Raw genomic sequence first — 14,332 nt, 5'->3', positions numbered from 1 at the left:
AGGAGGAAAATCATGATGTCGATTCATCCACAAACGATCGGCTCCCTATTAAAAGAGAAAAAGGAGCAGCACCCAGCACATGAAGCCATTGTGTATCCAGAACGTTCATTACGTTATTCATACGAAGCGTTTTTTAGAGAGGTCAAGGAAACAGGGAAAGGTCTTATGGCATTAGGGGTTCAAAAAGGGGATCATATCGCCATCATGGCACCTAATGTCCCTGAATGGCTCATGCTGCAATTCGCCTGCGCCTCCATTGGAGCCGTTCTTGTCACCGTGAATACGAACTTTCAATCACAAGAACTCGCTTACTTACTAAAGCACTCTGATAGCAGCATGCTGTTTATCGTTGACGGGTTTAAAGAGACATCATATGTCAGGATGCTTGAAAACCTCATTCCAGAGCTTCAAACAGCTCATCAAGACGAGATCACTTCATCATCATTTCCATATTTAAAAAGTGTTGTATATATTGGCGAGCACACGCCAAAGGGCATGCGCAGCTGGGACAGTATTCAAGCTGCTGCTAAAAGAATGGAGGATGATGCATGGGAGAAACGAATGGATGAGCTGGCGCCTGATGACGTTATTAATATGCAATATACCTCTGGCACAACCGGCTACCCAAAAGGCGTCATGCTCAGCCATACAAACATCGTCTGCAATGCCAGTCAGATCGCAGATCGCATGAAGCTCACCCATGAAGACCGCATGTGTATCCCCGTGCCGTTCTTTCATTGCTTTGGATCTGTTCTTGGCGTACTTGCTTGTCTCACAAAAGGAGGCACGATCATTCCAATTGAATCTTTCCACCCAGAGCGAGTCCTTCAAACAGTGGAACAAGAGAAGTGCACTGTTCTTCATGGCGTCCCGACAATGTTCATTGCAGAGCTTGATCATCCGAATTTCCACCAATACGATCTGTCCACATTACGAACAGGCATTATGGCAGGATCTCTTTGCCCATCCCATGTGATGAAAGCAGTCATTGAACAAATGGGCCTGAAGGAGCTCACGATTGCCTACGGTCAGACCGAAAGCTCACCTGTCATTACCCAAACAAGAACAGATGATTCATTTGAAAGGCGGGTTCAAACAGTCGGTCGGGCACTTCCTCACATCGAGGTAAAAATCACCGCCCCAGGTACGCCGGATGAAGTACAAAGAGGAGAACAAGGCGAGCTGTGTACAAGAGGCTATCATGTGATGAAAGGCTACTATAAAAATGAAGAAGCCACAAATGAAGTCATTGATGAGGACGGGTGGCTTCATACAGGGGATTTAGCGGAGATGGATGAGGATGGCTATGTGAAAATCACAGGACGGCTGAAAGATATGATCATTAGAGGCGGGGAAAATGTTTATCCAAAAGAGATTGAAGACGTTCTTTATACGCATCCAGCCATTCTTGATGCACAGGTCGTTGGTATTCCTGACGAGACCTATGGAGAGGAAGCCGCCGCATTCATTCGGCTCAAACAAGGTCACACAGTGACGATTGAGTCATTAACCAGCTATTGTCAGTCACAAATGGCTCGCTACAAAATTCCAAAATATTTTTTCATCACAGACGAGTATCCGATGACCGCATCAGGGAAGATTCAAAAATTTCGTCTGAAAAAACAGGCGCTTGATCTAATAAAGGAGTGAGGGCAGCGATGTTCAAAAAAGTACTCATTGCGAATCGAGGCGAAATTGCTCGTAGAATTATTCGGACTTGTAAAAGGCTCGGGATCAACACCGTGGCTGTTTATTCAGAGGCAGATCAGCATGCGCTTCATGTGCAAGAAGCAGACAGCGCCTATCTCATTGGAGGCGCGAAAGTATCTGAAAGCTATTTAAACATGGAAGTGATCATCGAGGTTGCCAAGCAGACAAATACAGATGCCATCCACCCTGGATATGGCCTTTTATCAGAAAATGCGGGCTTTGCTGAACGCTGCCGCAGCGAAGGAATTATTTTTATTGGACCATCCGCACAGGTCATTCAGCGAATGGGGAATAAAATTGAAGCGAGAAAAACGATGGACCATGCGGGGGTTCCCATTGTACCAGGCGTTTCAGCCCCGCTCCATGACGCAGAAGAAGGAGTCAGTAAAGCCCAGTCACTCGGTTATCCGATCATGCTCAAGGCATCAAGCGGAGGCGGGGGAATTGGCATGCAGCTTGTGCGAAATGACGAGGAGCTGCATAAAGCTTTTGAAGGAAATCAAAAAAGAGCGCAAAGTTTTTTCAACGACGGGACGCTTTATATGGAAAAGGTCATTGAAGACGCGCGGCACATTGAAATTCAAGTCCTTTTTGATTCCTTCGGCCATGGGGTTCACTTATTTGAGCGCGACTGTTCACTCCAAAGAAGACACCAGAAAATCATCGAAGAAGCACCAGCTGTCTGTCTCGATGAATCAGTGAGACAACAGATGGGACAGATGGCCGTCAAAGCAGCCAAAGCCATTGGCTATGAAAATGCAGGGACGATTGAATGTTTAGTCGATCAAAACCAACAATTTTATTTTCTAGAGATGAACACGAGATTACAAGTAGAGCACCCTGTCACAGAAGAAATTACAGGTATTGATCTTGTCGAGGAGCAGCTGAAAATCGCTGCATCAGAGCCGCTTTCCTTCATTCAGGAGGATATTCATCAAATTGGGCATGCCATCGAGGTCAGAATCTATGCGGAGGACCCCGTTACCTTTTATCCGTCACCAGGAACAATCACTCGGCTATTTATGCCAGAAGCTCCCTATATACGCCATGAATCAAGTGTGACAAGTGGGAGCGTCATTACCCCATATTACGATCCAATGATTGCGAAGATGATCGTTTACGGTGATACACGAAAACTTGCAATAGAACGATTAAAAAAGGCGTTACAAGCATATGAAATAGAAGGGATCAAAACCAACTTACCGCTTTTAAGGGAAATGGCTGGATCTTCTGCTTTCTTACATGGCAGCATCACAACCGATTTTCTCATGAAAAAAAGGGAGGGGAACCGTTCATGAAAATGGTCACGATACAAATGGCCGGAAACTTATGGAAGCTTCTTGTGAAACAAGGCGATGAAGTGCAAAAAGGGCAGGAGGTCGCTATCTTGGAATCAATGAAAATGGAGATTCCAATTGTTGCAGAAGAGGCTGGTGTCATCAGCAAAGTGTATAAGGCAGAGGGGGAATTTGTCGATGAAGGAGAGGTCCTTCTAGAGCTGACAGAATAGGAGTGAGCGAGATGGCATTACCAAAGCGTGTACTTATTAGAGAGGTCGGCCCGCGGGACGGACTGCAAAATGAATCCACTTGGCTGGACACAAGCGAGAAGCAAAGGTGGATTGAACTGCTCACAGCAGCCCGGCTCCCTTATATTGAAGTCACCTCATTTGTTCATCCTAAATGGGTCCCAGCCTTAAAAGACGCCAAAGAGTTAGCTCAATCCTTACACAAAAATGACAACATCACCTATGCTGCACTCATTCCTAATGAAAAAGGCTTGGCTCACTTTTTTGAAGCAAATCTTGACGCAGGCGCTATGTTTATCTCTTCGAGTGAAACACATAACAAAAAAAATATGAATCAATCCATCCACGAAACACTTCCTGTCATCAAACAAATGACAGCTGATTTAAAAGCAGCAGGAAAGATCACGCGCGTATATATTTCTACCGTGTTTGGCTGCCCTTATGAACATCAAGTGCCAATGGATCAAGTTCTGCGGTTAACGGATATTCTGCTCTCTTATGGCATTGATGAAATATCACTCGGCGACACCATTGGAGAAGCCCATCCGCTTCAAGTAGAAAGGCGATTAGACATTTTACTTGAACGTTTTCCTGCTGATAAAATCGCTCTACATTTTCACGATACGAAGGGGATGGGTCTTGCCAATATTTATACGGCATTAAAAGCGGGAATCACAACATTTGACTCCTCTAGCGGCGGGCTTGGTGGCTGCCCATATGCACCTGGCTCTAGCGGAAATGTCGCGACAGAAGATGTAGTGCATATGCTTCAAAAACTAGGAATTAAAACAAATATCGATTTTCCTGCATTGATAAAAGCGGCAGAATGGATCGAAACAAAAGTAGAACGAACCCTGCCTAGTCATTGTTTACGTGCTTTTCACTCTCATACTACTTCATAAAGGATGAATGTGACATGACATCATTGGTTAATTTTATGATACAAGATGAACGGATTGGGATCATGACCTTAAACAGGCCGGAACAAGCGAATTCCCTATCCGCTGCGATGCTTGAGGAAATCAATCAAATCATTCAAGAAATCAAACACGATGAAAGCATCCGCTGTCTGCTCATTACAGGAGCTGGTTCTAACGTCTTTTGCGCAGGAGCTGATTTAAAAGAGCGACGATTGATGACAGAAGAAGAAGCAAAAGCGGCGGTTCTGTCGATTCAGCAAACCTTTACAGAAATTGACTCCCTTCCTGTGCCTGTCATTGCCATGATGAATGGACACGCACTTGGCGGAGGCCTTGAGCTCGCACTGGCTTGTGATCTCCGCATCGCACGAGCCGGAGCAAGACTCGGCCTGCCAGAAACTGGACTAGCCATCATACCAGGAGCCGGAGGAACCCAGCGGCTTCCGCGCCTGATTGGACTCGGTAAAGCAAAAGAACTGATTTTCACAGGTGGTTCATTACAAGCTGAAGAAGCCATTCAAATCGGGTTGATTGAGCACCTCTCTTTAGCAGATTCTCTTATGGATGACGCCATTTCTCTCGCAAAACAAATCGCCAAAAACGGCCCAATTGCTTTAAAAGAAGCGAAACAAGCGATTCAAATGAGCCTTGATCATGATTTACGTACAGGTCTGATGAAGGAATACGAAGCCTATGTACGGCTCATTGATACAGAAGATCGAATGGAGGGACTTCAAGCTTTCCAAGAAAAACGAACGCCTCATTACCGAGGCAACTAGCAAGAAAGGGGAATGGGCATGATCGAAGAATATGAAGTGAAAAAACAGCGGATTGTAAAAGGAGGAGCCGAACGATACCATCAAAAAAACAAAGAAAAAGGAAAATTGTTCGTCCGTGACCGGCTCCAGTTGTTATTAGATGAGGATTCTTTCATTGAGGATGCCATGTTTGCCGAGTGTAAAGATCAACATTTACCAGCAGATGGGGTTGTCACAGGGACGGGGCGGATGAATGGGCAAACGGTTTGCGTCATGGCGAATGATTCTACCGTCAAAGCTGGATCATGGGGCGTCAAAACGGTAGAAAAAATCATTAGAATCCAAGAAACAGCGGAAAAGCTCAACTGCCCGATGCTGTATTTAGTCGATTCTGCGGGTGCAAGAATCACCGATCAAATTGCCATGTTTCCAGGCAGAAGGGGCGCGGGACGCATTTTTTATAACCAGGTGAAGCTGTCTGGACGTATCCCGCAAATTTGTTTACTATTTGGTCCTTCTGCAGCAGGAGGTGCTTACATTCCTGCTTTTTGTGACATCGTCGTTATGGTCGAAGGGAATGCCTCGATGTATTTAGGCTCTCCGAGAATGGCCGAAATGGTGATTGGAGAAAAAGTATCACTAGAAGAAATGGGCGGGGCAAACATGCATTGCAGCATATCAGGATGTGGTGATATTTTAGCCAAAACAGAGGAAGAAGCCATTCAAATCGCTCGCGACTATTTAACCTACATGCCTGCCAACTATACAGAGAAACCAAAACGGGCAGCCGCAAAAGCACCTCAGCCATCTGAGATGACCATCCAAGACCTTATCCCTAAGGGGCAGAATACCCCTTTTGATATGTATCAGCTCATTTATTTACTCATTGATGAAGGGTCATTTTTTGAAATCAAAAAACTGTTTGCCGCGGAGCTGATTACAGGCTTTGGCCGCATGAATGGTCAGCCTGTTGGTCTTATTGCCAACCAGCCTAGGGTGAAAGGCGGGGTGTTATTCCATGACTCAGCTGACAAAGCCGCCAAGTTTATTCAGCTATGTGACGCCTTTCATATCCCGCTCCTTTTTCTTGCGGATATACCGGGATTTATGATTGGAACGAAAGTGGAACAAGCTGGCATTATTAGACACGGGGCGAAAATGATCTCCGCTATGTCAGAGGCAACCGTTCCGAAAATATCGGTCATTGTGCGTAAAGCATACGGTGCAGGTTTATATGCAATGGCAGGACCAGCGTTTGAACCAGACTGCTGTCTTGCTCTTCCATCAGCGCAAATTGCTGTCATGGGGCCAGAAGCGGCTGTGAATGCTGTCTATGCGAATAAAATTGCAGAGCTGCCTGCCGAAGAGAGAGCTGCATTTATACAAGAGAAACGTAAGGAATATCAGGAAGATATGAATATATATGAGCTTGCCTCTGAAATGATTGTCGATGGCGTCATCCCGTTTGACCACCTGCGAGCTGAGCTTTGTCATCGATTACAAGCCTATTCCTCAAAAGAGATGACATTTACAAGACGAAAACATCCGGTCTATCCGGTCTAAAGGGGGCATCCTTATGATGAACCTGAAACCAGCATGGGTACCGGAAGAGCAGAAGGTGAAACATACACGTCTTTACAAATGGATGCACTCACTTGGTTTCTCTACTTATGATGCATTCTACGAAGCTAGTATCGAGCGTACCGATTGGTTTTGGAGAGAAGTTGAAAAGGCGGTCGGCATCAAGTGGAAGGTGCCGTATGAAGCCGCATTAGGTCAAGATTCATTCATGTGGCCGAAGTGGTATAAAGGCGGTCAACTAAACGTGACCGAAACGGCCGTGGACAAATGGGCAGAGAACGAAGAGACCCAGCATCAGCCAGCTGTGATTTGGAGAAATGAAGTTGGGGCAGAGAGGAGATGGACGTATCTCAACCTTCAGGAAAAGGTTAATCGCCTCACTGCTGGTTTTTTGAAGAATGGGCTTCAAAAAGGAGATGTGGCGGTCATTTATATGCCAATGATTCCTGAAACGGTCGCTGTCATGCTAGCCTTTGCAAAAATTGGTGTCATCTTTAGCCCCGTCTTCTCCGGCTATGGAAGCGAGCCTCTTGCCGTGCGTATTCGTGCGTCAGGTGCAGCCATTGTCGTCACAGGCTCCGACATGACGCGCCGCGGGAAGAAGATCAATATGCGGGAATGTGCAGCAGAAGCCATCGACAAAACCACGACCGTCAAAACCGTCATTGTACACACCTCCTCTGATACTGAATATGAAGGAGATATTAGGCTAAACGATTTGTTAAAAGAAGATCCGATAAGTGAAACGACCTATCTCACAAATGAAGAGCCTCTCATGATCTTATACACTTCTGGAACAACTGGTACGCCAAAAGGAGCTGTCCATACACACGCAGGCTTCCCTATAAAAGCTGCTTTTGACGCCGGTCTTTGTATGGACGTTGCAAAAGGAGACCGTTTGTTTTGGCTCACAGACATGGGCTGGATGATGGGGCCATTTCTCGTCTTTGGCGGCTTGATCAACGGAGCTGCAATCGTTTTATATGACGGTGCACCCGATTATCCAGATGAACAGCATCTCTGGTCATTCATTCACAAGCAAAAGGTCACCCACTTTGGGCTTTCACCTACGTTTGTTCGGTCTGCGATGCAGCAAAACCTTTCAGGTATTCAGCTGCCGCATGTCAAAGCCATCATTTCTACAGGTGAACCGTGGAATGAAGCACCATGGCAATGGCTTTTTGACAAAATCGGTCAAAAGCATATTCCAATTCTAAACTATTCAGGAGGAACAGAAGTCTCTGGCGGAATTGTAGGAAGTACGCTGCTTCGCCCAATCAAACCAGTCCTTTTTAATGCGGCGATCTTAGGAATGGCGGCAGATGTGTATAATGAAGCAGGTCAGAGCGTCATAAATGAAGTAGGAGAGCTTGTTGTGAAAAAACCATGGGTCGGCATGACATGTGGTTTTTGGAAAGATCTGGGGCGATATGAGGACACGTATTTCAGACGATTTGATGGGGTGTGGACACATGGTGATTGGGTGATGCAATCAGCGGATGGCACATTCCATATCACGGGCAGATCAGATGATGTCATTAATACAGCAGGAAAACGTGTCGGTCCAGCAGAAATTGAATCCATTCTTGTCAGTCATCCAGCTGTACATGAGGCAGCTGTAATTGGGGTAAAGGATGAGGTGAAAGGGGAGGCACTCGTGTGCTTCATCGTGACTAGCTCACAATCTTGTGACGAAGCAAAACTGATTCGAGAGCTCAAAACACATGTTGGTTCACACGCGGGAAAAGCGCTCATGCCAAAGGAAATTCATCTCATTTCAGCTTTGCCGAAAACAAGAAACGGAAAAATCGTCCGGCGTTTATTAAAAGGAGCCTATGAACAGCAGCCTTCACTAGATCTTTCTTCTTTAGAAAACCCTCATGTGTACAAAAGCATTTGCGAATACTTGAAACGGAAACAGAATCCATAAAAAAAGACAGGAGAGTGTCCTGTCTTTTTTTATTGCACATGAAAATTCGTACCATCTGTTGTTTCTTTGACAATCCCTGCCCGAACGACAAAATCACCGAAATGTTCTTGGTCTTCTCGTTCTTTTGCATAGCGAGGGAGCAGAGAGCCAAGCTCGTTTAAAATGTCTTCCTCACCAACATTTTCACGGTACAGCTTACTTAATCTGCTGCCATCAAACGCAGCGCCAAGATACATGTTGTATTTGCCAGGTGATTTGCCGATAAAGCCAATTTCACCTAGCGCATGGCGGGCACATCCATTTGGACATCCAGTCATTCGAATCGTGATTTCTTTATCACTTAAGCCATTTTCTTCAACAATCTCTTCAATTCGGTCAATCAAGAGTGGAAGGTAGCGTTCTGCTTCTGCCATCGCTAAGCCGCATGTTGGAAGAGAAACACAGGCCATTGAACTGCGGCGGAGTGCAGAGTGCTGCTGGCCATCTGATAAACCGAACTCCTGAATGAGCTGCTCGATTTGTTTCTTTTTATGAGAAGTGACATTTCCAATGATCAAATTTTGATTCGCTGTTAAGCGGAAGTCACCTGTATGAATCTTTGCAATTTCCCGAATACCTGTCATCAGCGGGTAGTCATCGTAATCCGTGATGCGGCCGCCTTCTACAAACATCGTATAATGCCATCTGCCATTGATGCCTTTTACCCAGCCATAGCGGTCTCCGTTATGATCAAAGTGATAATCTTTTGCGTCTAAAAGGGCAAACCCAAGGCGTCGTTCAAGCTCTTCTTTTACATTCTCAAGACCGAGGCGGTCCACTGTATATTTAAAGCGGGCATTTTTTCGCACCGAACGGTTTCCATAGTCACGCTGAATGGTAATCACTTGTTTCGCAATCTCTACAACTTGTTCCGGTGTACAAAAGCCAATCACCTTTGCCAGCTGAGGGTAGGTTGCTGTATCACCATGCGTCATGCCCATTCCACCGCCAATTGCGACATTAAAGCCGATCAATTGCTCATTTTCGATGATCGCAATGAAGCCTAAATCCTGCGAAAAGACATCAATATCGTTAGCAGGAGGGACCGCCACACCAATCTTGAATTTTCTTGGCAAATAAAGCGGACCATACATCGGCTCAACCTCTGTATCAGGCGTTGCCGCTACCTTTTCCTCATCAAGCCAAATTTCATGATACGCTCTCGTTTGCGGAAGCAGGTCATCACTTAATTTTTTGGCCAGCTCGTATACATCATGGTGCACTTCTGATTGATAGGGGTTTGATGTACACATGACATTCCGGTTCACGTCGCCGCAAGCAGCGATTGTATCTAGCATAGTAGAATGGATGTCTTGAATGGTCTTTTTCATGTTCCATTTTAAAATACCGTGAAGCTGAAAGGTTTCACGAGTAGTCAGCTTTAACGTACCGTTTCCGTATTTGTGAGCAAGCTCATCCATCACTAGCCACTGCTTAGATGTGGCGATTCCGCCAGGCAGGCGTACGCGCAGCATAAATTGATAGGCTGGCTCAAGCTTTTGTTTTTGCCGTTCATTTCTGAGGTCTCGATCATCCTGTAAATAGCTGCCGTGATGCTTCATCAGGCGGTTGTCATCATCAGGAATACCCGCTGAAATCGGATCAAGCATCACTTCTTTTAACGTACCCCGTAAATAATCACTTTTTTCTTTGATTTCCTCTACGTCGCTCGGAGGTCCATCCGGCGCTGTTAATGCTGTCTTCACCATGTAAGTAAAAGCTCCTTTCTTTCAAGCATCAAATCAATCAATATACGTCACGCTGATAGCGTTTTTGCTGCTGCAAATTGGCTAAATAGCTTTCTGCTTTCTCCTTGCTCATCGCACCTTCTTCTTGGATGATCGATAGAAGGGTACCATGAACATCATGCGCCATATGTTTTTCATCTCCGCAGACATATACATAGGCACCTTGCTCCAGCCATTCGAATAATTCTTTACTTTGTTTCTTCATTTGGTGCTGGACATATACCTTTTCCTCTGAATCTCTTGAAAAAGCCACGTCCATTTTCGTTAAGACACCATCTTTTAACCACTTTTGCCATTCAGTTTGATATAAGAAATCCGTCACAAAGTGCTGATCACCGAAGAATAGCCATGACTTTCCGTTTGCACCGATTTCTTCTCGTTCCTGCATAAACGAACGGAAAGGAGCGATACCTGTGCCTGGTCCCACCATAATGATCGGTGCATCAGGGTTTTCAGGAAGCTTAAAGTTTTGGTTGTGCTGGATATAAACAGGCAGTGTATCACCTGGCTCTAAGCGCTCCGCACATAAGATGGAGCAGACACCTTGGCGTTCTCTCCCGTGTGCATCATATCTCACAGCACCTATTGTCAAATGAACTTCTTCTTCATTGGCTTTCAGGCTGCTTGCAATCGAATAAAGGCGTGCAGGGATTTTTCTTAAAATAGCGGTGAAATCTGCGGCTGTTCCTTCAAAAGGACCAAAATCGCGCGCTGCATCTACTAGATCTCTTCCTGCTATATACGCTTTTAACTTTTCTTCATTCCCTTCTTCTAAAAGGGCATGGAGGGCTTCACTTTTTGTAAAGTCCGCCATCTTTTGAAGAAGGGGTTTTGTTAATACTGTAATCTCAAAGTGCGAGGTGAGTGCTTCTTTCAAAAGAAGAGTGTCGCCGTTTTTATGCACGGTTACGGCTTCCTCTGCATTCCATCCGCATGTCGTGAGCAGTTCATCAACAAGCGCAGGATCATTTGTTGGATAAATACCAAGGCTGTCACCCGGCTCATAAACAAGTCCTGATCCTTCAAGAGAGAGCTCCAAATGGCGGGTTTCTTTGTTAGAGCCGCGGCCATTTAGGTTGATATTTTCAAGAACTTCCGCATAAAAAGGATTCGTTCTTGAATATTCAGAAGCTGCTGTTTGGTTGTTTGCTCCTGCTGATTCTTGCGGGAATGCTGCGGCTTCACCTTCGCTAAGTGCCGATGTCACCCCTTGAAGCCATTCAGAAAACGGCTCATCATAATCAAGGTCACAATCCACTCGGCCTATAAGGCGCGTTCCGCCAAGTTCTTTGAAGCGCTCATCAAATTCTTTTCCAGTCTGACAGAAGAATTCGTAAGAGCTGTCGCCAAGCGAAAGAACAGAAAAGCTTAAATGATCGAGCTTTGACGCACGTCTACCATGGACATATTCATGGAAAGAAAGGGCATTATCAGGCGGATCTCCCTCGCCATGTGTGCTGACGATCATCAGTAAATTGTGTATTTTTTTCAGATTATTTGGTTTAAAATCTGACATAGAAGAGAGCGTCACTTGAAAACCTTTCTCCTCGAGATGCTGCGCTGTCTTTTTCGCTAATCCTTCAGAATTGCCTGTTTGCGAGCCATAAAGTACGGTCACATCTTTACTGACAGGCTGCGCAGGGGCTGCGGCAGAAGGAGTAGGGGCCAGAGCGGCCGTTTCTGATCCGGCTAGAGCTGCCTGTGCTGATAAATAACCGGTAAGCCAAATTTTTTGTTGATCTGTTAAAGTCGGAAGCAGCTGATTGAGCAAGTCTGCCTGCTGCTGACTAAAAGGACTGTTCAATACATGAAGTTGCAACGATATCCACCTCACAAGAAATATAAACATAGATTAATTCGATAGGAATTATATATATAGGTTCAATTTGAACTTTACCGAAAGTTTGCCATTAAGTAAAATATATAATATTGATTGTCATGATTAAGATTTCTAATACCTTTACAAGGTGAATGAACTTGAAGGTAAATCAGCTTAACTTATAAAGCACCTTAAGAAAAATAGGCGTTTTGTTCTGAGAATGCTAGCATGAAGAAGCTATCGTGAAGAATTGAAAAGGGGTGTAGGAAAGTTGATGCAGCTAAAGTTTAAAAACATAAAATGTTTTCGGTTTGTCTTCTTGATTTTTCTCATTTTATTAGTAGCGTGCAATTCTCCAAAGGACAATATAAAGGATTCATACAATAAGAATAAAACAACAACGCCTTTTTCAAAAAAAGGCATACTGCTGAGTAAAGAGGAGACTGGTTTACTTCTTATAAACAATAAAACTCCTCTAAAAAGCGATTATTCATTGAATACTCACCTTCTTATTGATAAGTATAAACATGATCTCATCATTATGGATTTATCGAAAGTTGATACTAAAGAGCTGGCACAGGGTCAAACGGTTGAGATCTGGTTTGATGAGTTACAAGAATCGTTTCCTCCTAAAGCAACGGTCGAAAAATATAAAATCATTATGGATAAGTAGGAGGGCAATGAGCACTTCTTAAAATTCACAAATAAAAAAGGAGAAAAACCCTAGAGTTTTTCTCCCTTCTCAATTTATGCCGTTGGAAGTCCCATCACAGCTTTCACTTCTAAATATTCCTCGATGCCGAAGTCTCCCCATTCTCTTCCGATACCAGATTGCTTAAAGCCGCCAAATGGGGCAAAGTAATCTGTTTCGGCATTGTTAATGGTGATTTGGCCAGCACGGATATGTTCAGCTACATATTTTAAAGTTTTTTCATCTTTTCCAACAACATACCCGGCAAGGCCATAAACCGTATCATTGGCGATCTCAAGGGCATGATCGAGGTCCTGGTACGTGATGACACTCATGACTGGTCCGAATATTTCTTCTTGCGCAATGGCCATATCATTTTTTACATTGGTGAAAATGGTATGCTTGGCGAAATATCCTTTATCGATTCCGTCCGGCTTTCCAGTTCCCCCTGCAAGCAGAGTAGCACCTTCATCGATTCCTTTTTCAATATAAGATTGCACAGTATCCCACTGCTTTTTAGAAACAAGCGGGCCTGTGGCGTGATCTTCTCTCGGATCACCAACTGTAAACTTCGGCAGGGCATTCAGCAGCGCTTTTTCAAATTTGTCTTTCATTGATTCTGGAATAAGCACACGCGTAGCCGCAGAACACACTTGACCTGTATTCATCGCAATATGATGAACGGCGGTTTCTGCTGCCTCATCCACATCTGCATCATCTAAGACGATAAGAGGGGATTTCCCGCCAAGCTCAAGAGCCACTTTCTTCACATTGTCAGCAGCGTTTTCCATAATCTTCGAGCCGACAGCACCTGATCCAGTAAATGAAACAAAGTCAATATCAGGATGTGAGCTAATACCGTCACCAATCACGTCACCAGTTCCGTTTACTAAGTTGAAGACTCCTTTCGGTACGCCTGCTTCATCAATGATTTCTGCAAGAATCATCGCAGCAAAAGGTGTAATTTCTGCTGGCTTTAAGACAACTGGTGAGCCTGCCGCAATGGCACCCGCAATTTTAAGAGAAGTTTGATTCGTTGGGAAGTTCCACGGTGTAATCAATCCGCTGACGCCAATCGCTTCTTTTATAATGGTATGTCCGCCGCGGTCCTCGGTAAATGTATAAGATTTAAGTGCTTCCGCTGCTTTAGAAAAATGTTCATAGCCCATTGTGTAATGAACTTCTTCTGATACTTTCAGCGGTGCACCGAGCTCTTGTGTCATCACTTCTACAAGTTCATCCTTGCGTTTTTCGTACCCGCGCACAATGTTTTCCAGCATCTTCACGCGTTCATTTCGAGATGTTTTCGAGAAAGAAGGGAAGGCGGCACGAGCTGCTTTCACTGCCTTATCTAAATCTTCTTTTGTTCCTAAGCTAATGGTGCCAATGACTTCTTCTGTCGCAGGGTTGATGACCTCTGTCTTTTCGTTTCCTGTTGAAGCAATCCATTCTCCGTTAATAAAATGTTTCTCTTGATTTCTCATTCTGACATGTCTCCTTTTTATATGTGATTCAATCAATATTCTGTTTTCAGCTGATATAAAACTGTACCCACTGTGAAAAATCTAAAACGAAGAAACTGCAAAAGAAAAAGTTTCTGATATAATA

The 14,332-nt window shown here is 44.5% G+C and carries 11 protein-coding genes; 8 read left to right on the top strand and 3 right to left on the bottom strand.

What is annotated here, in order from left to right:
• Positions 1-12 precede the first annotated feature (12 nt).
• Genes C6Y07_RS02495 through C6Y07_RS02465 form a run of 7 tightly spaced genes read left to right on the top strand, consistent with a single transcriptional unit; the run spans position 13 to position 8,427 of the window.
• Complete coding sequence (locus C6Y07_RS02495) at positions 13-1,650, top strand: AMP-binding protein (RefSeq protein ID WP_066030809.1); 1,638 nt, start codon at positions 13-15, stop codon at positions 1,648-1,650.
• A gap of 8 nt (positions 1,651-1,658) precedes the next feature.
• Complete coding sequence (locus tag C6Y07_RS02490; RefSeq protein WP_106156203.1) at positions 1,659-3,008, top strand: acetyl-CoA carboxylase biotin carboxylase subunit; 1,350 nt, start codon at positions 1,659-1,661, stop codon at positions 3,006-3,008.
• Positions 3,005-3,220 (top strand): acetyl-CoA carboxylase biotin carboxyl carrier protein subunit, encoded by a 216-nt coding sequence (locus tag C6Y07_RS02485; RefSeq protein WP_034660850.1) that lies wholly within the window; start codon positions 3,005-3,007, stop codon positions 3,218-3,220. Before C6Y07_RS02490 ends, C6Y07_RS02485 begins: the two co-directional genes overlap by 4 nt.
• A gap of 11 nt (positions 3,221-3,231) precedes the next feature.
• On the top strand, positions 3,232-4,140 hold the full coding sequence (locus C6Y07_RS02480) for a hydroxymethylglutaryl-CoA lyase (protein WP_060596486.1): 909 nt from the start codon (positions 3,232-3,234) through the stop codon (positions 4,138-4,140).
• A gap of 14 nt (positions 4,141-4,154) precedes the next feature.
• Entirely contained in the window at positions 4,155-4,937 is a 783-nt protein-coding gene (locus tag C6Y07_RS02475) for an enoyl-CoA hydratase (RefSeq protein ID WP_066030812.1), read from the top strand.
• A gap of 18 nt (positions 4,938-4,955) precedes the next feature.
• Positions 4,956-6,479 carry an acyl-CoA carboxylase subunit beta gene (locus C6Y07_RS02470; RefSeq protein WP_106037285.1) on the top strand — a complete coding sequence of 508 codons (1,524 nt, stop codon included), beginning with the start codon at positions 4,956-4,958 and terminating at the stop codon, positions 6,477-6,479.
• 13 nt (positions 6,480-6,492) lie between these two features.
• The gene (locus tag C6Y07_RS02465; protein WP_060596483.1) at positions 6,493-8,427 is read left to right on the top strand and encodes an AMP-binding protein; all 1,935 of its coding nucleotides are present in this window, start codon (positions 6,493-6,495) and stop codon (positions 8,425-8,427) included.
• Between the two features lie 29 nt (positions 8,428-8,456).
• Here C6Y07_RS02465 and cysI read toward each other — a convergent pair whose 3' ends face one another.
• Both cysI and C6Y07_RS02455 read right to left on the bottom strand, forming a co-directional pair.
• On the bottom strand, positions 8,457-10,175 hold the full coding sequence (gene cysI / locus C6Y07_RS02460; protein ID WP_106156201.1) for an assimilatory sulfite reductase (NADPH) hemoprotein subunit: 1,719 nt from the start codon (positions 10,173-10,175) through the stop codon (positions 8,457-8,459).
• Positions 10,176-10,212: 37 nt separating this feature from the next.
• Positions 10,213-12,033, bottom strand: a complete 1,821-nt coding sequence (locus C6Y07_RS02455; protein WP_106156199.1) for an assimilatory sulfite reductase (NADPH) flavoprotein subunit — start codon at positions 12,031-12,033, stop codon at positions 10,213-10,215.
• A 274-nt stretch (positions 12,034-12,307) separates the two neighbouring features.
• Here C6Y07_RS02455 and C6Y07_RS02450 point away from each other — a divergent pair, with 274 nt between their 5' ends.
• Positions 12,308-12,706: a DUF3221 domain-containing protein gene (locus tag C6Y07_RS02450; RefSeq protein WP_223254138.1), complete on the top strand. Its 399-nt coding sequence runs from the start codon at positions 12,308-12,310 to the stop codon at positions 12,704-12,706.
• Positions 12,707-12,780: 74 nt separating this feature from the next.
• Here the strand turns inward: C6Y07_RS02450 and C6Y07_RS02445 are convergent, their stop codons facing one another.
• Positions 12,781-14,208: an aldehyde dehydrogenase family protein gene (locus C6Y07_RS02445; RefSeq protein WP_106156195.1), complete on the bottom strand. Its 1,428-nt coding sequence runs from the start codon at positions 14,206-14,208 to the stop codon at positions 12,781-12,783.
• Positions 14,209-14,332: the final 124 nt, after the last annotated feature.

The organism is Bacillus sp. LNXM12-1 (assembly GCF_003004375.1).
Taxonomy (GTDB): Bacteria; Bacillota; Bacilli; order Bacillales; family Bacillaceae; genus Bacillus.
This window is presented reverse-complemented; position numbering and strand designations above follow the sequence as displayed.